This is a genomic window from Kitasatospora sp. NPDC057965 (assembly GCF_042887135.1).
GTDB lineage: Bacteria > Actinomycetota > Actinomycetes > Streptomycetales > Streptomycetaceae > Kitasatospora.
On record NZ_JBHVPZ010000003.1, the window covers coordinates 224,362 to 242,814 of the forward strand.

The following is an 18,453-nucleotide window of genomic DNA, read 5'->3' on the forward strand; positions in this document are numbered from 1 at the left end:
CCGCCCGCCCCCGCCGGCTCGTTCAGCGGCGCCGCACCGGCCGGGTGAGCGCCACCGCCAGGACCGCCACGGCGGCCAGCGCCAGCAGCACCGCCCGGCCGCCCAGCACCGGTCCGGCCAGGTGGACGCCCAGCACCGGCAGCGCGGTGCCGAGCGCCGTCCCGAGACTGCGGGCCATGTTGACCATGCCGCCGCCGACCGCCGAGCACTCGGCCGGTATCGCCCGCATCACCAGGGCGTTGTTGGCGGGCAGCAGCACCCCGAGCCCCCAGCCGGCCACCAGCAGGGGAAGCGCCGGCGCGGGAGCACCCGCGACGGGCAGCAGCACGCAGCCCAGCAGCCCGGCGCCGGCCAGGGCCGCGCCGAAGCGGCAGCGGGCGACGTCCGACCAGCCGCGCGGCAGCAGTGCGCCGCCGGCCGTCGCGGCCACCGCGAACGAGGCCGGGAGCAGGGTGATCACCAGGCCGACCTGCCCGGTCGGCAGGCCCGCCTCGGCGAGCAGCACCGGACCGAGCACCAGCGGACAGAACAGCAGCAGGTAGCCGATCAGCGAGACGGCCAGGCCGGGGCGGACGCCGGGGGTGTTGACCAGACCTGGGGCGAGGATCGGCCGGGTGGCCCGGCGCTCCTGGCGGACCAGGCCGAGCGCGCAGAGCACGGTGGCGAGCAGCAGGGCGGCCACGGCCCAGCCGGGCAGCGGCAGGCCGGAGGCGGCGGAGAGGGCGAGCAGCAGCGCGGTCGTGGAGGCGGCGAGCAGCAGCAGGCCGGCCAGGTCGAAGCGCCCGCCGTCCGGATCGGGCCGGGCGGCCCCACGCGGCCGGGGCACCGGACGGGTCGTCGGCTCGTTCGCGGGCCGGTTCAACGGCCGGTTCAGCGGCCGGTTCAGCGGCCGGGCGTCCGGGCGGTGGGTGCGGGGCAGCAGGAACCAGCCGGCCAGGATGCCCACCAGGGCGACCGGCACGTTGATCCAGAACACCCAGCGCCAGGAGGCGTGCTCCACCAGCAGCCCGCCGAGGCTGGGCCCGAGCGCCAGGCCGAGGCCCTGGGCGGCGGCCTGGATGCCGAGCGCCCGGCGCATCGCGTGCTCGGGGACGCCCCGGGCGACCAGCGCCACGCTGTTGGCCTGCATCATCGCGCCGCCGACGGCCTGGACGGCCCTGAGCGCGACCAGCGTGCCGAGGCCGTCGGCGAATCCGGCGCCGAGCGAGGCGAGGCCGAAGACGGCGAACCCGCCGATGTACATGGTCTTACGGCCGACCAGGTCCGACAGCCGGCCGACCGGCGCGAGCAGTGCCACCAGGACCAGCAGGTAGGCGAGCGCGACCCACTCGACGGCGGCGAAGCCCGTGCCGAAGTGGCGCTGGAGCGCCGGGTAGACGAGGGCGGTGACGCTGGCGGTCAGCTGCCCGAGGAAGGCGCCCAGGCAGACGGTGCCGACGGCGAGCCAGTGGGCGTGCCGCCAGCCGGCTATGCCGCGTGGCCGCGGGCGCTCGGTGAGCAGCCCGGTGGTGAGCAGCCGGGAGGTGAGGGTCGACGCCGCGTTCATACGGCGAAATATATCGGATACAGATATGTTCTATCTACGATCTGATCGGCATGCGACCGGCCGCTCACGGAACGGGGTCGGTCGTCCCCGACCGGTCCCCGGCGTTCGGGCCCCGTCCCCACCAGGCGCTACGCTGTCGGCCATGCCGTCGTCACCGTCCGTTCCCGAACCCGCCGCCGATCCGCAGGCCGTGGAGCCGGCGGCGATCGAGCGCGCCCGACGGCTCACCGACGCGGTCACCCGGCTCCGGCGCTCGCTGCGCAGCAGCATCCGCACCGACTACCCGTGGGAGTCCCTGCCGATGGCGCAGGTCGAACTCCTCCAGACCCTCGCCGCCGCCCCGCTGCGGGTCGGCGAACTGGCCACCCGCCAGCGGCTCGCCCCCAACACCGTCAGCGGCCTGGTCGGCAAGCTGCTGGACGCCGGCTTCGTCGACCGCCAGGCCGACCCCGGGGACCGCCGCACCGCGCGGATCGCGCTCACCCCGGCCGGGCGGCGCCAGCTCGACGACTGGCAGCGGGCCCACGAACGGCGGATCGCCTCCGCCCTCGACACCCTCTCCCCTGCCGACCGGGACGCCGTGATGCACGCGCTGCCGGCGCTGGAGAACCTGGCCCGCGCGCTCGCCGAGCCCGCGGGCGGCTGACCGGCGGATCCGCCTCCCGCGGAAATCGGGTACCCCGCCGGGCGCCCGCCCGGCTACCGTCCCGTCATGGATCCCGCGCTGCTCCGCCTCGAACCCTGGACCGACGCCGACCTCGCCCTGCTGCGCCTGGTCAACACCCCGGAGATGCGCAGGCACACCGGCGGCCCGGAGGACGAGGAGCGGATGCTCGTGCGGCACCGGCGCTATCTGGACTTCGTCCCCTCCGGCACCGGCTGCATGTACCGCGTCGTCCTGGAGCCGGAGGGGGTGGCGGTCGGCACCGTCGGCTACGCGGAGCGCACCTGGCGCGGCGATACCGTCCACGAGATGGGCTGGAACGTCCTGCCGCCCTACCAGGGCCGGGGCATCGCCGCGGTCGCGGCGCGGGCCGCCGTCGAGGCCGCCGCCCGTACCGGCCGCCACCGGTACCTGCACGCCTTCCCCTCGGTCGACAACCCGGCCTCCAACGCCGTGTGCCGCCGGGCCGGCTTCACCCTCCTCGGCGAGACCGACTTCGAGTTCCCGCCCGGCCGCTGGATGCGCAGCAACGACTGGCGGGTGGACCTGCGGGCGCTCCCGGCGGACTGACCGGGAGCGCCCGGCACGCGGAGCGGCTCGGCGGCTCAGCGGTTGAGCGGTTGAGCGGTTGAGCGGATCAGCGGTTCGGCAGGTCAGCGGTTCGGCAGGTCAGAACAGCGAGGTGCCGTGCTCCAGGTCGAGCAGCCACCGCTTGCGGTCGACGCCGGCGGCGAAGCCGGTGAGGGCGCCGTTGGCGCCGAGGACGCGGTGACAGGGGCGGATGATCAGCAGCGGGTTGGCGCCGACCGCCCCGCCCACCGCCCGCACCGCGCGCGGCGACTCGCCGGCCAGGTCGGCGAGCTGCCCGTAGGTGACGGTCTCGCCGTAGGGGATCTTGTCGAGGGCGGCCCAGATCCGGCGGCGGAACTCGGTGCCGACGGGGGCGAGCTCCAGGTCGAAGGCGGTGCGCTCGCCCGCGAAGTACTCGGTGAGCTGGGTGACCGGCTCCGCGAGCGCCTCCGGGTCGTGCACCCAGTCGTCGGCGGGCTCGGCGAGCGCGTACCGCTGGCCCGGGGCGGTGACGGTGGCCAGTCCGGCCGGGCCGCCGCCGTCCGGGACGATGCCGCTGAGCATCAGCCGGCCGAACGGGCTCTCCATGTAGGTGAAGACGGTGGTGCTCATGCTGCGGTGTTCTCCGTTCCGGTACTGGGGTCGACTCCGGTGCCGGGGTCGACGGCCGGGCCCGCCCAGAGGCGGTGCACGGCGTAGGAGCGCCAGGGGGCCCAGGCCCCGGCCGCGGGGGCGGCGGACTTCGGGTCCCCCGGGGCGCCGAGCCGGAGCAGTCCGTGCTTGACGCCGATGTCGCTCGGGAGGAAGACGTCGGGGTCGGCCAGGGCGCGCATCCGCAGGTAGCCGACGGTCCACGGGCCGATGCCGGGCAGGGCGAGCAGCCGCGCGGCCGCCTCCTCCCGGTCGACGCCGCCGTCGAGCCGCACGACGCCCTCGGCGAGGGCGGCGCACAGGCCGGTGAGGGCGCGGCGCCGGGCGGTCGGCATCGCGAAGTCCTCCGGGTCGGCGGTCGCCAGCGCGGCGGCGGTCGGGAAGAGCAGCCGCAGCCCCCCGCTGGGCTCGGGCAGCGCGGTGCCGTACTTCTCGGCGAGCCGGCCGGCCAGGGTGCGGGCCGCGCCGACGGTGATCTGCTGGCCGAGGACGGCGCGCACGGCCAGTTCGTGCGGGTCGACGTGGCCCGGTGAGCGCAGCCCGGGCCGGGCCCGCACCAGCGGGCCGAGCAGCGGGTCGGCGCCGAGCTGCTCGTCGACCGCGACCGGGTCGGCGTCCAGGTCGAACAGGACGCGCAGGCGCTGGACGGAGGTCGGCAGGTCGCGCAAGTCGGTGAGCAGCAGCCGGCAGTCGAGCCAGCCGCGGGTGGCCGGCTCACCGGGGGCGAGGCCGTCCACCTCGGCGATGCCGTGGCCGTACGGGAGCGCCAGGGTGCGGCGGTAGGTGCGCACCCCGGGTCGCGCGCCGGGCACGACCTCCTCCACGCCGGGCACGGCGCGCAGGGCGAGGAAGTCGATCAGGTGGTCGCTGTCCAGGGCGCCCCGGTAGGCGAGCCGAAGGGCGAGACCGCCGGCCGGGGTGGCGGTGCGGCGGCCGGCCGCGACCTCGGCGCGCAGCCCGCTGGGGGTGCGGTCGTAGACCACGCGGACGGTGTCGTTGAACTGCCGCACGGAGGCGAAGCCGGCCGCGAACGCGATGTCGGTGACCGGCAGCTCGGTGGTCTGGAGCAGCAGCCGGGCGGTCTGGGCACGGCGGGCGCGGGCGAGCGCGATCGGGCCGGCGCCGAGTTCGGCGGTGAGCTGGCGCTGCAGCTGGCGGGAGCTGTAGCCGAGGCGCTGGGCCAAGCCGGCCACGCCCTCGCGGTCCACGACTCCGTCGCCGATCAGCCGCATGGCCCGGCCGACCAGGTCGGCCCGGTGGTTCCACTCGGGCGAGCCGGGGACGGAGTCGGGGCGGCAGCGGCGGCAGGCCCGGAAGCCTGCGCTCTGCGCGGCGGCGGCGCTCGGGTAGAAGGTGCAGTTGACGCGCTTCGGGGTCACGGCCGGGCAGCTCGGCCGGCAGTAGATGCCGGTCGAGGTGACGGCCGTGAAGAAGACGCCGTCGAAGCGGGCGTCCCGGCTGTCCACGGCGCGGTACCGGATGTCGTCGTCGATCACGCTGTCCAGTCTGCGGCACCCGATGGCCCGCGACTGGCGGAAATCGGACATGGGCGTCGCGGACCGGGTCGCCGGACGGGCGGGCGGCCTGGAGAGCGGCGGACGGGCGGCCGGGCGGGCGGAAAATCGCGCGCCCGGGCGCCCTCCCGCCGGATAGCCTGCGCACGACCGGCCCCCGACCCCCCAGGAGCACGCGTGTCCGAGCAGCCCTACACCGGTGCGGAGGACCCGCGGGTCGCCGCGCTGCGGGTCGACGAGTTCGCCTTCCCCGGACCGCTGCGGGACCGGCTGGTCGGTGCCGTGCTCTCCGGCGCCAAGACCAGCACCACCGGCCTGCTGACCGAGTACGAGCGGGAGAACGCACCGCTGCCGCAGGCCGGCACCCGCGGGGCGGTGGTCGACTCGACGGGGCGGATCGTCGCGGTGATCGAGAACACCGAGGTCCGGGTCGTCCCGCTCGGCGAGGTCGATCTGCGGCACGCCCTGGACGAGGGCGAGGGGTACGCCTCGGTCGCCGAGTGGCGGGCCGGGCACGAGCGGTTCTGGCACAGCGCTGAGCTGCGCGCCTCGCTCGGCGACCCGGCCTTCACCGTCGACGACACCACGCCCGTCGTCCTGGAGCGCTTCCGGCTGGTGGCCGACCTCCGCTGACACCGTCTGCGCCGGGCCGCCGGCGGCGGGAGGGGCACCCGTCCCGCCGCCGGCACCCCGGAGTTCACCACTTCACGGTTCCCCCCGCCGCGCGCATCGTCTTGGTGATGGTCTTCCACTTCTTCACCCGGGCCGAGGCCAACCGGGCGTCCGAGCGGGAGGCGATCCACTCGTTCTCCCGCTGGAGCTTGCGGTAGCTCTCCATCCGGCGCTCCGGCAGCGAGCCGTCCGCGAGCGCCGCCCGCACCGCGCAGCCGGGCTCGCTCTCGTGGTTGCAGTCGTGGAAGCGGCACTCCCCGGCCAGCTCCTCGATGTCGGCGAAGGCCAGCGCCACGCCCTCGCCACCGTAGAGGCCGACCTCGCGGAGCCCGGGCGTGTCGATCAGCACCCCGCCGCCGGGCAGCAGCACGAGCTCGCGGGTGGTCGTGGTGTGCCGGCCCTTCTGGTCGCCGGAGCGGGCCTCCTGCACGGCCATCACGTCGATCCCGGCGAGCACGTTGGTCAGGGTGGACTTGCCGACGCCGGACTGCCCGAGCACCGCGGTGGTGCCCGGCGTGCAGGCGCGCAGCACGTCGATCCCCTCACCGGTCTCGGCGCTGACGACCAGCACGGTGACGCCGGGCGCGGCGGCCTCGACGTCGGCCCGGATGAAGTCGGCGTCGTCGACCAGGTCGGCCTTGGTGAGCACGACCACCGGCTCGGCGCCGGACTCCCAGGCGAGGGCGAGGAAGCGCTCGATCCGCCCGAGGTCGGGCTCGGCGGCGAGCGAGGCGGCGACCACCACGGTGTCGACGTTGGCGGCGAGCACCTGGCCGTCGGAGCGCTTGCCGGCGACCTTGCGGATGATCGCGGTGGTCCGCGGCAGCAGCGCCGCGACCGCGGGCATGGGCAGTCCGGCCGAGAGGTCGACGGCGGCCCAGTCGCCGGTGCACGGGCAGTTGATCATGTCGGCGTCGCCGACCTGTCGGGTGTCGGCGCGGACGGTGCGCAGCTCACCGGTCTCGGGGTCGGCGAGCACGGCGTCGCACTGGCCGCGGTCGACCCGGACGATCCGGGCGGCGACCAGCCCGGCTTCGGCGAGCGGCGCGAACAGCTCGTCGAGCTCGGCCGTCCAGCCGTAGCCGAGCAGCGGGGAGGAAAGGTCAGAGGAAGACGGAACGGAGGCAGCGTTGAACAACGCAGTGGGCCCTTCGGGAGGAAAGCGATCCCGCCGGGCTGCTGCGGCTGCGTGCGCGAGTGGCTACGTCAGCCGGCGGCCGGCAGGGAGAGGTGGACGCGGGCGCTGCCCAGGGCAGCCGTCATGACAGTCGTGGCCACGGGACTCACCTCCTGCTTTCTCTCCTCGGCGCGGCGCCTGCGCCGCCCGAACCGGACGCTCACACGCTAGCGGCCCGGCCCCACCCTGCCAACCGGTTTTTCACCCGCGGATTTCCACCACGGGCGGATCCCCTCGGGGCGGATCGCCGGCTCAGCGCTCGTCCCACGGCGGGCGCGGCGGGCGGGTCGGCAGCGGGTACTCGGGGGGCGGGGCGGTCGGGCGGTCGCTGTCCGGCGGCGGCGGGACGGGCCGGTGGTGCGGGCCGCCGCGGGCGGAGAGGCGGCCGCGGACGTTGTCGGCGGCCAGCACGTCGGCCCACCGCTCGGGGTACTCGGAGGGCACGTCGCCGTCCTCGCCCTCGTCCTCCCCGTACTCGTCGTCGCCGCCCTCGGCGAGGCCCAGTTCGCGCGCCCGGCGGGCCCGCTCGACGGCGCGCCGGGCGGCCACCTCTCGGACCACCGCGGCGGCCGCCGCCTCGTGGGCGCGCTCGTTCTCGGCGCGGGCGTCGGCGGTCTCCAGGGTGGGCCAGCGACGGTCTATGGCCGCGTTCATGGCCGCGCCGATGAGCACCGCGAGCGCCACCACGAAGATCCACAGCAGCACCGCCACCGGCGCGGCCAGCGAGCCGTACACCGAGTGGCCCTCGATCGAGCTGACCAGGTAGAGCCGGAGCGCCACGCTGCAGAACACCAGCACCACCAGGGCGACCAGCGCGCCCGGGATGTCCTCGCGCCAGGGCGTGGAGACCGGGACCGCCAGGTGGTACAGGGTGGTCAGCGAGACGATCAGCAACACGATCGCGAACGGCCAGTAGGCGGCGCTGAGCAGCCAGGCGCTCTCCGGCACGGCGTTGGTCACCAGTTCGGGGCCGGCCATCAGCAGCGGCAGCACCAGCGAGCCGATCACCAGCGCGCCGAGGTAGAGGCCGAGCGACAGCAGCCGGGTCTTGACGATGCCGCGCCGCCCGTCCAGCCCGTACATCACGGTGATGGTGTCGATGAAGATGTAGAGCGCCCGGGATCCGGACCACAGCGACAGCAGGAAGCCGATCGAGATCAGGTCGGGCCGGGCCTGGTCGAAGACCTGGCCCAGCAGCGGCTGGACCACCTGCGTGATGGAGGAGTCCGAGAGGACCGTGCCGGCCGCCTTGACGATGTCGGCCTTCAGCTTGTCGATGGTGCCGGCCTCGACGAAGTCGTCCAGGTAGCCGAGCGTGCCGGCCAGACAGAGCAGCAGCGGCGGGATGGAGAGCAGGGTGAAGAACGCCGCCTCCGCCGCGAGGCCGGTGACCCGGTACTCGACACAGGTGTTGGTGGTGTCCTTGACCAGGGCCCAGCCGGTGGTCCGCCAGGCGGCCTGCTTGGCCGCCCGCCTGCGCCGGGAGCCCTTGCCCCGACGACGGGAGGGCCGCTCGGGGTTCGGCCTGGTCGTTTCGCCTGCTGCTTGCACAGGGGTAACGGTATCGGGCCTGGGCCCGTCGACCGATCTCCCGGGGTCGGGGCGCCGTTCGGGGGTCCTGCGGGACCCCCGTCGGCGGGAGCGGCGGGAACGCTCCGACATCTCACGATCCGAAACTCAGGCATCCAGAATACGGACGTTAGTGGACCGCGAGTCGTGCGCCGTGCGAATCTCTTGCCATGCCGAGCGCCGGAACCACCCTAGTAGGTCGACTGCACGTCGATCTCCTTCGCGTGTCCAGCGCCATCTGTCCGGTGACCTGAGCCCGATCCCGCCGTCTCCCACCGCACCCGGCGCCACCTTCCCCGCCATCCCCGCCGAAGCGGATGCGCAGGCGCCCGCCCGGCCACCGCGACTGCTCTCCCGGCCCTGAGGAATCCGCAGGTCACAGCAGTACCGCACCGCCGAGCACGCCCAGCGACCAACCCGGCGTCAGAGCCACCTGCCCCGAAGGACTTCACCATGGCCACCACCCCCGAGACCGCCGAGCCCCCGGCCGACCGCGCCCCCGCGCGCCGCCCCGCCGCCGCTCGCAAGGTGACCCGTCACCGCGGCGAGGGCCAGTGGGGCATGGGCCACTTCACTCCTCTGAACGCCAACGAGCAGTTCAAGAAGGACGACGACGGTCTCAATGTGCGGACACGTATTGAGACGATCTACGCGCACCGGGGCTTCGACTCGATCGACCCGGCCGACCTGCGGGGCCGGATGCGCTGGTGGGGTCTGTACACCCAGCGCAAGGAGGGCATCGACGGCGGCAAGACCGCGATCCTGGATCCGCACGAGCTCGACGCCGAGTACTTCATGCTCCGCGTCCGCATCGACGGCGGCCGGCTGACGGTCGCCCAGCTGCGCGCCGTCGCCGAGGTCTCCGAGCAGTACGGCCGCAACACCGCTGACCTGACGGACCGTCAGAACATCCAGTACCACTGGATCCGGATCGAGGACGTCCCCGCGATCTGGCAGAAGCTGGAGGCCGTCGGCCTGTCCACCACCGAGGCCTGCGGCGACACCCCGCGCGTCATCCTCGGCTCCCCGGTGGCCGGCATCGCCGAGGACGAGATCATCGACGGCACCCCCGCCATCGAGGAGATCCAGCGGCGCTTCATCGGCAACAAGGACTTCTCCAACCTGCCGCGCAAGTTCAAGTCCGCCGTCTCCGGCTCCCCGCTGCTGGACGTCGCCCACGAGATCAACGACGTCGCCTTCGTCGGCGTCGTCCACCCCGAGCACGGCCCCGGCTTCGACCTCTGGGTCGGCGGCGGCCTGTCCACCAACCCGAAGCTCGGCGTCCGGCTCGGCGCCTGGGTCCCGCTGGACGAGGTCGCCGACGTCTACGGCGGCGTCATCGGCATCTTCCGCGACTACGGATACCGCCGGCTGCGCAACCGCGCCCGGCTGAAGTTCCTGGTCGCCGACTGGGGCACCGAGAAGTTCCGCCAGGTGCTGGAGGACGAGTACCTCAAGTACAAGCTGGTCGACGGCCCGGCCCCGGAGCAGCCCGCCGGCCGCTGGCGCGACCACGTCGGCGTGCACCGGCAGAAGGACGGCAACTTCTACGTCGGCTTCGCGCCGCGGGTCGGCCGGGTCGACGGCGCGCTGCTCGGGAAGATCGCCGACCTCGCCGAGGCGCACGGCAGCGACCGGCTGCGCACCACCGCCGAGCAGAAGATGATCGTGCTCGACGTCCCCGAGGACCGGGTCGAGTCGCTGGTGGCCGGCCTGGAGGCGCTGGACCTGCGGGTCACCCCCTCGCCGTTCCGCCGCGGCACGATGGCCTGCACCGGCATCGAGTACTGCAAGCTCGCCATCGTCGAGACCAAGGAGCGCGGCCGCACCCTCATCGACGAGATGGAGAAGCGGCTGCCCGACTTCGACGAGCCGCTGACCATCAACATCAACGGCTGCCCGAACGCCTGCGCCCGCATCCAGGTCGCGGACATCGGTCTCAAGGGTCAGCTGGTGACGGACGAGCAGGGCAACCAGGTGGAGGGCTACCAGGTGCACCTGGGCGGCGCGCTCGGCCTGGAGGCCGGCTTCGGCCGCAAGGTCCGCGGCCTCAAGGTCACCAGCGAGGGCCTGCCCGACTACGTCGAGCGGGTGCTGACCCGGTACCGGGAGGACCGCGCCGAGGGCGAGCGCTTCGCCCAGTGGGCGGCCCGGGCGAGCGAGGAGCAGCTGTCGTGAGTGAGCGTGCGGCCCCGTTCTTCTGCCCGTACTGCGGGGACGAGGACCTGCGCCCCTCGGAGGCCGGGCACGGGGCCTGGGAATGCCACGGGTGCCGCCGGGCCTTCCAGTTGAAGTTCCTCGGCCTGCTGTCACCGACCAACGGGGGTAACCAGAGTGACCGGCACGACGACTGACCACGAGGAGCTGGCCACCCGGGCCGGCCGCGAGCTGGAGGAGGCCACCCCGCAGGAGATCCTGCGCTGGGCGGCCGACACCTTCGGCAAGCGCTTCTGCGTCACCTCCTCGATGGAGGACGCGGTCGTCGCCCACCTGGCCGCCTCGGTCCTCCCCGGCGTGGACGTGGTCTTCCTGGACACCGGCTACCACTTCCCCGAGACCATCGGCACCCGGGACGCGGTGGCGGCGACCATGCCGGTCAACGTCATCACGCTCACCCCGGCACTGACGGTGGCCGAGCAGGACGCCCAGTACGGGCCGCGGCTGCACGACCGCGACCCCGACCTGTGCTGCTCGCTGCGGAAGGTCGAGCCGCTCAACCGCGGCCTCGGCGGCTACGACGCCTGGGCCACCGGGCTGCGCCGCGACGAGTCCCCGACCCGCGCGAACACCCCGGTGGTCGCCTGGGACGCCCGGCGCCGCAAGGTCAAGATCGCCCCGATCGCCCGCTGGACGCAGGACGACGTGGACGCCTACGTCAACGCCAACGGCGTGCTGCTCAACCCGCTGCTGTGGGAGGGCTACACGTCCGTCGGCTGCTCCCCGCTCTCCTGCACCCGCAAGCCGGGCGAGGGCGAGGACGCCCGGGCCGGCCGCTGGTCCGGCTCCGGCAAGACCGAGTGCGGCATCCACCTCTGACCGACCGTCAACACCCTCCCGTTCTAAGGACTGCAACGTGACCACAGCCGACACCCTGGCCGCCGCCGGAGCCGCAGAGGCGGCCCGCGCGGCCGGCCCCTGCGAGCGCGGCGCCACCGTGTGGCTGACCGGGCTGCCGAGCGCGGGCAAGACCACGCTCGCCTTCGCCCTGGCCGAGCGGCTGCGCGCCGAGGGCCACAAGGTCGAGGTCCTGGACGGCGACGAGATCCGCGAATTCCTCTCCAAGGGCCTCGGCTTCAGCCGCGAGGACCGGCACACCAACGTCACCCGGATCGGCTTCGTCGCCGAGAAGCTCGCCGCCAACGGCGTCAAGGTGCTCGCCCCGGTGATCGCGCCCTACGCCGACTCCCGCGCCGCCGTGCGCGAGCGGCACGCCGAGCACGGCACCGACTTCCTGGAGATCCACGTCGCCACCCCGGTCGAGCTGTGCGCCGAGCGCGACGTCAAGGGGCTGTACGCGAAGCAGGCGGCCGGCGAGATCTCCGGCCTCACCGGCGTCGACGACCCCTACGAGGCGCCCGAGAACCCGGAGCTGCGGCTCCAGACCCAGGGCCGCGCGGTCGCCGAGTCCGCCGCCGAGCTGCACGCCTTCCTGACCGAGAGGGGCCTGGCATGACCACCGCGACCCAGAGCCTGGTGCAGGCCGACGACAACCCCTTCGCGCTGTCCCACCTGGACGCGTTGGAGGCCGAGTCGGTGCACATCTTCCGCGAGGTCGCGGGGGAGTTCGAGCGCCCGGTGATCCTCTTCTCGGGCGGCAAGGACTCCATCGTCATGCTGCACCTGGCGCTCAAGGCCTTCTGGCCGGCCGCCGTCCCGTTCTCGCTGCTGCACGTCGACACCGGCCACAACTTCCCGGAGGTCATCGCCTACCGGGACCGCGTCGCCGCCGAGCACAACCTGCGCCTGCACGTCGCCTCGGTGCAGGACTTCATCGACCGCGGCGTGCTGCGCGAGCGCCCCGACGGCACCCGCAACCCGCTGCAGACCGTCCCGCTGCTCGACGCCATCGAGAAGGGCCGCTTCGACGCGGTCTTCGGCGGCGGCCGGCGCGACGAGGAGAAGGCCCGCGCCAAGGAGCGCGTCTTCTCGCTGCGCGACGAGTTCGGCGCCTGGGACCCGCGCCGCCAGCGCCCCGAGCTGTGGTCGCTCTACAACGGCCGGCACGCCGTGGGCGAGCACGTGCGCGTCTTCCCGCTCTCCAACTGGACCGAGCTGGACGTCTGGCAGTACATCGAGCGCGAGAACATCGAGCTCCCGGAGATCTACTACGCCCACGAGCGCGACGTCTTCGCCCGCAGCGGCATGTGGCTGACCGCCGGCGAGTGGGGCGGTCCCAAGGAGAACGAGCCGGTCGAACGGCGGCTGATCCGCTACCGCACCGTCGGTGACATGTCCTGCACCGGTGCCGTCGACTCCGACGCCACCACCATCCAGGCCGTCATCGCCGAGATCGCCGCCAGCCGCCTCACCGAGCGCGGCGCCACCCGCGCCGACGACAAGCTCTCCGAGGCCGCGATGGAAGACCGCAAGCGCGAGGGATACTTCTAATGAGCACCACCCAGACCGGCACGACCCGGACCGGCACCGCCACCTCGCTGCTGCGCTTCGCCACCGCGGGCTCCGTCGACGACGGCAAGTCCACCCTGGTCGGGCGGCTGCTGCACGACTCCAAGTCGGTGCTCGCCGACCAGCTGGAGGCCGTCGAGCGCGTCTCCCTGGGCCGCGGCCAGGAGGCGCCCGACCTCGCGCTGCTCACCGACGGCCTGCGCGCCGAGCGCGAGCAGGGCATCACCATCGACGTCGCCTACCGCTACTTCGCCACCCCCCGGCGGCGGTTCATCCTCGCCGACACCCCCGGGCACGTGCAGTACACCCGGAACATGGTCACCGGCGCCTCCACCGCCGAGCTGGCCGTCGTCCTGGTCGACGCCCGCAACGGTGTGGTCGAGCAGACCCGCCGGCACGCCGCCGTCGCCGCCCTGCTGCGGGTGCCGCACGTGGTGCTGGCCGTCAACAAGATGGACCTGGTCGACTACGCCGAGCCCGTCTTCGCCGCCATCGCCGCCGAGTTCACCGCCTACGCGGCCTCGCTCGGCGTCAAGGACGTCGTCGCCGTCCCGATCTCCGCGCTCGCCGGGGACAACGTCGTCGAGCCGTCCGCGCACATGGACTGGTACGGCGGCCCGACCCTGCTGGAGCACCTGGAGACCGTGCCGGTCGGCAGCGACCCGAGCTCCGAGCCGGCCCGCTTCCCGGTCCAGTACGTGATCCGCCCGCAGACCGAGGAGCACCCGGACTACCGCGGCTACGCGGGCCAGCTGGCCTCCGGCGTGCTGCGGGTCGGCGACGCCGTCACCGTGCTGCCGTCGGGCCACACCACCACCGTCACCGGCATCGACGCCCTCGGCCGGGCCACCGACATCGCCTGGGCCCCCCAGTCGGTCACCGTGCGCCTCGCCGACGACATCGACATCTCCCGCGGCGACCTCATCGCGGCCGGCGTCGCGCCCGTCCCCACCAAGGACATCGAGGCCACCGTCAGCCACCTCAACGAGCGGCCGCTGCGGGCCGGCGACAAGGTGCTGCTCAAGCACACCACCCGCACCGTGCGCGCGCTGGTCAAGGAGATCACCTACCGGATCGACATCGACACGCTGGAGCAGCGCTCCGGCGCCGAGGGTCTGAACGTCAACGACATCGGCCACGTGGTGCTGCGCACCGCCGAGCCGCTGGCGCTCGACGAGTACCGCGACAACCGCCGGACCGGCTCGTTCCTGCTGATCGACCCGGCCGACGGCACCACCCTCACCGCCGGCATGGCGGGCGAGGCCTTCGAGACCGTACGCAGCACCGACGCGAACGAACCCGACGAGGAGGACTGGGTCTGATGCCCAGCGAGGCGTTCTCGGGCATGGACAAGGAAGGCGGCCGCATCGGCAGCGGCGTCCTCGGCAGCGGCCAGGGCGGCCTGACGCGATGTGTGGGCCGACAGGGCTGAGAACGCCCTGTCACCGGGCCGGCCGCCGCTGTCCCTCCCCACAGCAGGCGCAGCAGCGTCCCCCGGCCCGGCTTGCCCGGCACCCCGCGCGGTGCCGCAAGCACAACCTTGACCGAACGTCCTCCCGAGACCGCGCTCCTGACGGTCCGTCCGCGAACAGGACTCACCCATGGCACCGAACCAGGCACTTCCGCATACCCTCGCACGCCCCACCGCCGGCCGGATCAGACGCTCCGCCACGGCCGCCGTGGCCGGCCTCACCGCCGTCGCGCTGCTCTCCGCCTGCGGCTACGGCTCCAAGGACGACGACAAGAAGACCAACGCCGCCGCCCCCGCCGGTGATTCCGCCTCCGGTTCGGCGAGCGCCTCCGGCACCAAGCTCTCCGCCGACACGGTGAGGATCGGCTACTTCGCCAACCTGACCCACGGCACCCCGCTGGTGGGCCTCCAGGAGGGCATATTCCAGAAGGAGCTGGGCGCCACCCAGATCAAGCCCCAGGTCTTCAACGCGGGCCCGGCCGAGATCGAGGCGCTCAACGCCGGCTCCATCGACATCGGCTGGATCGGCCCCTCCCCGGCGATCAACGGCTTCACCAAGTCCGACGGCAAGTCGCTGAAGATCGTCGGCGGTTCGGCCTCCGGCGGCGTCAAGCTGGTCGCCAACCCGGACAAGATCGCCTCCCTGGACGACCTCAAGGGCAAGAAGATCGCCACCCCGCAGCTGGGCAACACCCAGGACGTGGCGCTGCTCAACTACCTGGCCGGCAAGGGCTTCAAGGTCGACGCCGCGTCCGGCGCCGGCGACGTCAGCGTGGTGCGCAGCGACAACAAGGTCACCCCGGACGCCTACAAGCAGGGCTCCATCGACGCCGCCTGGGTGCCCGAGCCGACCGCGTCCAAGCTGGTCACCCTCGGCGCGAAGGTCCTGCTCAACGAGAAGGACATCTGGCCGGACAAGAAGTTCGTGATCACCAACATCATCGTCTCGCAGAAGTTCCTCGCCGAACACCCCGACGTGGTCGAGGCCGTGCTGCGCGGCTCGGTGAACACCAACGCCTTCATCAAGGCCAACCCGGACAAGGCCAAGGCCGACGCCAACGAGGCCATCAAGAAGGAGGCCGGCAACGCCCTGGACGCGGCCATCCTCGACCCGGCCTGGGCCGACATCGACTTCCTGGACGACCCGCTGGCCGCCACCCTGCAGACCGAGGCCGACAACGCCGTCACCGCCGGCCTGCTCAAGAAGCCGAACCTGAACGGCATCTACGACCTCACCCTGCTCAACAAGGTGCTGAAGGAGAAGGGGCAGAGCCCCGTCGCGGACGCCGGACTCGGCGCCAAGTAGCGCCTGCGGGACCGCACCACCGCGCACGAACCCCGCGGTCCGGCCCCCGCCCCGCCCGTACCGATGCCCGCTCGATGCCCCGAGCTCGGGCCGGGCGGGGGCCCGGACCCCGGTCCTCTCCCTGACACCAGATGCCAGACCACACCACGCAGGAGGTGCCCGGAATGACTCCGGCACTGACCACCTCGGACGACGCCCCCGGCGTCGGCACTCGTGACGGCGCCCCCGCCGTCCGGATCTCGCACGTGCACAAGTCCTTCGGCCGTCCCGGCGCGCAGACCCACGTCCTGGACGACATCACGCTCGATGTCGCCCCGGGCGAGTTCGTCACGCTGCTCGGCGCCTCGGGCTGCGGCAAGTCCACCCTGCTCAACCTGGTCGCCGGCCTCGACAAGCCCACCGCGGGCAGCATCGAGGTGCCCGGAGGACGCCCCGCGCTGATGTTCCAGGAACACGCGCTCTTCCCCTGGCTCACCGCCGGCAAGAACATCGAACTCGCCCTGAAGCTCGCCGGCGTCCCCCGCCCCGAGCGCCGCCCCGAGGCCGAGCGGCTGCTCGAACTTGTCCGGCTCGACGGCTCCTACGACAAGCGGGTGCACGAGCTGTCCGGCGGCATGCGCCAGCGCGTCGCGATGGCCCGCGCGCTCGCCCAGGGCAGCAAGGTGCTGCTGATGGACGAGCCGTTCGCCGCCCTGGACGCCATCACCCGTGACGTCCTGCACGACGAGATCACCCGGATCTGGGCCGAGCGCAAGCTGGCCGTGCTCTTCGTCACCCACAACGTGCGGGAGGCCGTCCGGCTGGCCCAGCGCGTGGTGCTGCTCTCCTCCCGCCCCGGCCGGGTCAACCGGGAGTGGCACATCGACCTCCCCCAGCCGCGCCGGATCGAGTCCTCCGGCGTGGCCGACCTGTCCATCGAGATCACCGAAGAACTGCGTGGGGAGATCCGCCGCCATGGCCAGCACTGACACCACCACCAAGGCCGGGTCGGCCCACGCGGGCACCGTCGCCGACTTCGCGAGCGTCGGGTCGGGCCTGGACGCCCTGGACGCGGTCGTCACCCAGCGCAACTCCACCGCCGAGACGCTGCGGCAGAAGGTCCTGCCGCCGCTGCTCGGCGTCGTCCTGGTGCTCGCCCTGTGGCAGGGCGCCTACAGCCTGCACGTCACCACCGAGTACAAGCTCCCCAGCCCGCTGGACGTCTGGCACGCCGCCGAGGACCTCTGGTACAAGGGCACGCTGTTCTCGATCATCTGGACCAGCGTCTGGCGCGGGCTGTCCGGCTTCCTGGTCGCGCTTGTCATCGGCACCCCGATCGGCCTGCTGGTCGCCCGGGTCAAGCCGGTGCGGGCCGCGCTCGGCCCGGTCCTCTCCGGCCTCCAGTCGCTGCCCTCGGTCGCCTGGGTGCCGGCCGCCGTCATCTGGCTCGGCATCAACGACTCGATGATGTACGCGGTCATCCTGCTCGGCGCCGTCCCGTCCATCGCCAACGGCCTGGTCGCGGGCATCGACCAGGTCCCGCCGCTGTTCCTGCGGGCCGGGCGCACCATCGGCGCCACCGGCCTCACCGGTGCCCGGCACATCCTGCTGCCCGCCGCGCTGCCCGGCTACCTGGCCGGACTCAAGCAGGGCTGGGCCTTCTCCTGGCGCTCGCTGATGGCCGCCGAACTCGTCGCCTCCTCCCCCGACCTGGGCCTCGGCCTCGGCCGGTTCCTGGAGAACCAGCGCGAGTTCTCCGACATGGCCGGCGTCCTGCTCGGCATCATCCTCATCCTGTTCGTCGGCATCGCCATCGAGCTGCTCGTCTTCACCCCGGTCGAGCGCCGGGTCCTGCGCAACCGCGGCCTGCTGGCCGGCGGCAAGTGAGGCCCCGCGCATGACCGACCGACGGCTGTCCGCCGCCCCCGCCACCCCGGTGGCGGCGGGCAGCCCCGCCCTGCTGCTGATCGCCCACGGCAGCCGCGACCCCCGGCACGCCGCGGCCGTCGCCGCGCTGGTCGCCCAGGTGCGGGCGCTGCGGCCCGGCCTGGACGTCGCCACCGCCTACCTCGACCACTGCGCGCCGCGGATCCCGCAGGTGCTGGACCGGCTCGGGCCGGCGGCGGTGGCCGTCCCTCTGCTGCTCAACCGGGCCTTCCACGCCAAACACGACATCCCCGCCGCCCTGCGCGCGGCCGGCGCCGACCTGCCGGTGGCCGATGTGCTCGGCCCGTCGCCGCTGCTGCTGTGCGCGCTCGACCGCCGGCTCACCGAGGCCGCCCCCGCGCTCGCCTCCCCCGCCGTGCGCGCCCGCACCGGCGTCGTGCTCGCCGCCGCCGGCTCCTCCGACCCGGCCGCCGACGCCGCCACCCGGGCGGTCGCCGCCGAGTGGCGCCGCACCCGCGGCTGGGCCGCCGTCGAGGTCGCCTACGCCTCCGCGGGCGGCCCGCGCGTGCCCGACGCGGTCGCGGCCGTGCGCCGCACTCCCGCCGTCGACCGGGTCGCCGTCTCCCCCTACCTCCTCGCCCCCGGCCTGCTCCCCGACCGCATCGCCGAAGCCGCCGGCGAGGCCGCCGCCGACCACCTGGCCGCCCCCCTCGCCCCCACCCCCGACCTCGCCCGCCTCCTCCTCACCCGCTACGACGAGGCGCGCACAGCGGCAAACACCGCCCCGGCCCTCACCGCCTGAGCTTCTCGGAGCTCGGCTC

General features: G+C 73.7%; 19 protein-coding genes. 14 read left to right on the top strand and 5 right to left on the bottom strand.

What is annotated here, in order from left to right; translation table 11 throughout:
* Positions 1-22: 22 nt before the first annotated feature.
* A complete protein-coding gene (locus ACFVVU_RS04890) occupies positions 23-1,546 on the bottom strand; it encodes an MFS transporter (protein ID WP_387788408.1) in 1,524 nt (507 codons plus the stop codon).
* A gap of 142 nt (positions 1,547-1,688) precedes the next feature.
* Here ACFVVU_RS04890 and ACFVVU_RS04895 point away from each other — a divergent pair, with 142 nt between their 5' ends.
* Positions 1,689-2,192, top strand: a complete 504-nt coding sequence (locus ACFVVU_RS04895) for a MarR family winged helix-turn-helix transcriptional regulator (RefSeq protein ID WP_387788409.1) — start codon at positions 1,689-1,691, stop codon at positions 2,190-2,192.
* Between the two features lie 66 nt (positions 2,193-2,258).
* Positions 2,259-2,780 carry a GNAT family N-acetyltransferase gene (locus ACFVVU_RS04900; RefSeq protein ID WP_387788410.1) on the top strand — a complete coding sequence of 174 codons (522 nt, stop codon included), beginning with the start codon at positions 2,259-2,261 and terminating at the stop codon, positions 2,778-2,780.
* 99 nt (positions 2,781-2,879) lie between these two features.
* Here ACFVVU_RS04900 and ACFVVU_RS04905 read toward each other — a convergent pair whose 3' ends face one another.
* Together ACFVVU_RS04905 and ACFVVU_RS04910 are read right to left on the bottom strand one after the other, a co-directional pair.
* Complete coding sequence (locus ACFVVU_RS04905) at positions 2,880-3,392, bottom strand: methylated-DNA--[protein]-cysteine S-methyltransferase (protein WP_387788411.1); 513 nt, start codon at positions 3,390-3,392, stop codon at positions 2,880-2,882.
* Positions 3,389-4,978 (bottom strand): DNA-3-methyladenine glycosylase 2 family protein, encoded by a 1,590-nt coding sequence (locus tag ACFVVU_RS04910; protein WP_387788412.1) that lies wholly within the window; start codon positions 4,976-4,978, stop codon positions 3,389-3,391. The genes ACFVVU_RS04905 and ACFVVU_RS04910 overlap by 4 nt, the downstream gene beginning before the upstream one ends.
* A 192-nt stretch (positions 4,979-5,170) precedes the next feature.
* Between ACFVVU_RS04910 and ACFVVU_RS04915 the strand changes: the two genes are divergently transcribed.
* Entirely contained in the window at positions 5,171-5,578 is a 408-nt protein-coding gene (locus ACFVVU_RS04915) for an ASCH domain-containing protein (RefSeq protein WP_387788505.1), read from the top strand.
* A gap of 64 nt (positions 5,579-5,642) precedes the next feature.
* Here ACFVVU_RS04915 and rsgA read toward each other — a convergent pair whose 3' ends face one another.
* Positions 5,643-6,755 carry a ribosome small subunit-dependent GTPase A gene (gene rsgA / locus ACFVVU_RS04920; protein ID WP_387788413.1) on the bottom strand — a complete coding sequence of 371 codons (1,113 nt, stop codon included), beginning with the start codon at positions 6,753-6,755 and terminating at the stop codon, positions 5,643-5,645.
* Between the two features lie 291 nt (positions 6,756-7,046).
* Positions 7,047-8,345, bottom strand: coding sequence for a YihY/virulence factor BrkB family protein (locus ACFVVU_RS04925; protein ID WP_387788414.1), 1,299 nt, complete (start codon positions 8,343-8,345; stop codon positions 7,047-7,049).
* Between the two features lie 188 nt (positions 8,346-8,533).
* Between ACFVVU_RS04925 and ACFVVU_RS04930 the strand changes: the two genes are divergently transcribed.
* From ACFVVU_RS04930 to ACFVVU_RS04980, 11 genes are all read left to right on the top strand, one after another.
* Positions 8,534-8,617, top strand: a complete 84-nt coding sequence (locus ACFVVU_RS04930) for a putative leader peptide (RefSeq protein ID WP_310593185.1) — start codon at positions 8,534-8,536, stop codon at positions 8,615-8,617.
* 199 nt (positions 8,618-8,816) lie between these two features.
* Positions 8,817-10,541 carry a nitrite/sulfite reductase gene (locus ACFVVU_RS04935; RefSeq protein ID WP_380683671.1) on the top strand — a complete coding sequence of 575 codons (1,725 nt, stop codon included), beginning with the start codon at positions 8,817-8,819 and terminating at the stop codon, positions 10,539-10,541.
* The gene (locus ACFVVU_RS04940) at positions 10,538-10,717 is read left to right on the top strand and encodes a hypothetical protein (RefSeq protein WP_350543785.1); all 180 of its coding nucleotides are present in this window, start codon (positions 10,538-10,540) and stop codon (positions 10,715-10,717) included. Before ACFVVU_RS04935 ends, ACFVVU_RS04940 begins: the two co-directional genes overlap by 4 nt.
* Positions 10,698-11,399 carry a phosphoadenylyl-sulfate reductase gene (locus tag ACFVVU_RS04945; protein ID WP_380683670.1) on the top strand — a complete coding sequence of 234 codons (702 nt, stop codon included), beginning with the start codon at positions 10,698-10,700 and terminating at the stop codon, positions 11,397-11,399. Before ACFVVU_RS04940 ends, ACFVVU_RS04945 begins: the two co-directional genes overlap by 20 nt.
* A 55-nt stretch (positions 11,400-11,454) precedes the next feature.
* On the top strand, positions 11,455-12,036 hold the full coding sequence (gene cysC, locus ACFVVU_RS04950) for an adenylyl-sulfate kinase (protein ID WP_387788506.1): 582 nt from the start codon (positions 11,455-11,457) through the stop codon (positions 12,034-12,036).
* A complete protein-coding gene (gene cysD, locus ACFVVU_RS04955) occupies positions 12,033-12,971 on the top strand; it encodes a sulfate adenylyltransferase subunit CysD (RefSeq protein WP_380683668.1) in 939 nt (312 codons plus the stop codon). The genes cysC and cysD overlap by 4 nt, the downstream gene beginning before the upstream one ends.
* Positions 12,971-14,311 (top strand): sulfate adenylyltransferase subunit 1, encoded by a 1,341-nt coding sequence (locus tag ACFVVU_RS04960; RefSeq protein ID WP_380683667.1) that lies wholly within the window; start codon positions 12,971-12,973, stop codon positions 14,309-14,311. The genes cysD and ACFVVU_RS04960 overlap by 1 nt, the downstream gene beginning before the upstream one ends.
* A gap of 279 nt (positions 14,312-14,590) precedes the next feature.
* Positions 14,591-15,766, top strand: a complete 1,176-nt coding sequence (locus ACFVVU_RS04965) for an aliphatic sulfonate ABC transporter substrate-binding protein (protein WP_387788415.1) — start codon at positions 14,591-14,593, stop codon at positions 15,764-15,766.
* A gap of 164 nt (positions 15,767-15,930) precedes the next feature.
* Positions 15,931-16,734 carry an ABC transporter ATP-binding protein gene (locus ACFVVU_RS04970; protein WP_355364649.1) on the top strand — a complete coding sequence of 268 codons (804 nt, stop codon included), beginning with the start codon at positions 15,931-15,933 and terminating at the stop codon, positions 16,732-16,734.
* Positions 16,721-17,632, top strand: coding sequence for an ABC transporter permease (locus tag ACFVVU_RS04975; protein WP_355364652.1), 912 nt, complete (start codon positions 16,721-16,723; stop codon positions 17,630-17,632). The genes ACFVVU_RS04970 and ACFVVU_RS04975 overlap by 14 nt, the downstream gene beginning before the upstream one ends.
* 10 nt (positions 17,633-17,642) lie before the next feature.
* Positions 17,643-18,434: a sirohydrochlorin chelatase gene (locus tag ACFVVU_RS04980; protein WP_387788416.1), complete on the top strand. Its 792-nt coding sequence runs from the start codon at positions 17,643-17,645 to the stop codon at positions 18,432-18,434.
* The last annotated feature ends 19 nt before the right edge of the window (positions 18,435-18,453 follow it).

What these genes read in the sequence shown, in the direction of transcription:
- ACFVVU_RS04895 (WP_387788409.1), top strand. Translation starts at nt 1,689, where the DNA reads ATGCCGTCGTCACCGTCCGTTCCCGAACCCGCCGCCGATCCGCAGGCC.
- cysD (WP_380683668.1), top strand. Translation starts at nt 12,033, where the DNA reads ATGACCACCGCGACCCAGAGCCTGGTGCAGGCCGACGACAACCCCTTC.
- ACFVVU_RS04975 (WP_355364652.1), top strand. Translation starts at nt 16,721, where the DNA reads ATGGCCAGCACTGACACCACCACCAAGGCCGGGTCGGCCCACGCGGGC.
- ACFVVU_RS04900 (WP_387788410.1), top strand. Translation starts at nt 2,259, where the DNA reads ATGGATCCCGCGCTGCTCCGCCTCGAACCCTGGACCGACGCCGACCTC.
- ACFVVU_RS04980 (WP_387788416.1), top strand. Translation starts at nt 17,643, where the DNA reads ATGACCGACCGACGGCTGTCCGCCGCCCCCGCCACCCCGGTGGCGGCG.
- ACFVVU_RS04960 (WP_380683667.1), top strand. Translation starts at nt 12,971, where the DNA reads ATGAGCACCACCCAGACCGGCACGACCCGGACCGGCACCGCCACCTCG.
- ACFVVU_RS04905 (WP_387788411.1), bottom strand. Translation starts at nt 3,392, where the DNA reads ATGAGCACCACCGTCTTCACCTACATGGAGAGCCCGTTCGGCCGGCTG.
- ACFVVU_RS04910 (WP_387788412.1), bottom strand. Translation starts at nt 4,978, where the DNA reads ATGTCCGATTTCCGCCAGTCGCGGGCCATCGGGTGCCGCAGACTGGAC.
- ACFVVU_RS04965 (WP_387788415.1), top strand. Translation starts at nt 14,591, where the DNA reads ATGGCACCGAACCAGGCACTTCCGCATACCCTCGCACGCCCCACCGCC.
- ACFVVU_RS04970 (WP_355364649.1), top strand. Translation starts at nt 15,931, where the DNA reads ATGACTCCGGCACTGACCACCTCGGACGACGCCCCCGGCGTCGGCACT.
- ACFVVU_RS04930 (WP_310593185.1), top strand. Translation starts at nt 8,534, where the DNA reads ATGCCGAGCGCCGGAACCACCCTAGTAGGTCGACTGCACGTCGATCTC.
- ACFVVU_RS04890 (WP_387788408.1), bottom strand. Translation starts at nt 1,546, where the DNA reads ATGAACGCGGCGTCGACCCTCACCTCCCGGCTGCTCACCACCGGGCTG.
- ACFVVU_RS04935 (WP_380683671.1), top strand. Translation starts at nt 8,817, where the DNA reads ATGGCCACCACCCCCGAGACCGCCGAGCCCCCGGCCGACCGCGCCCCC.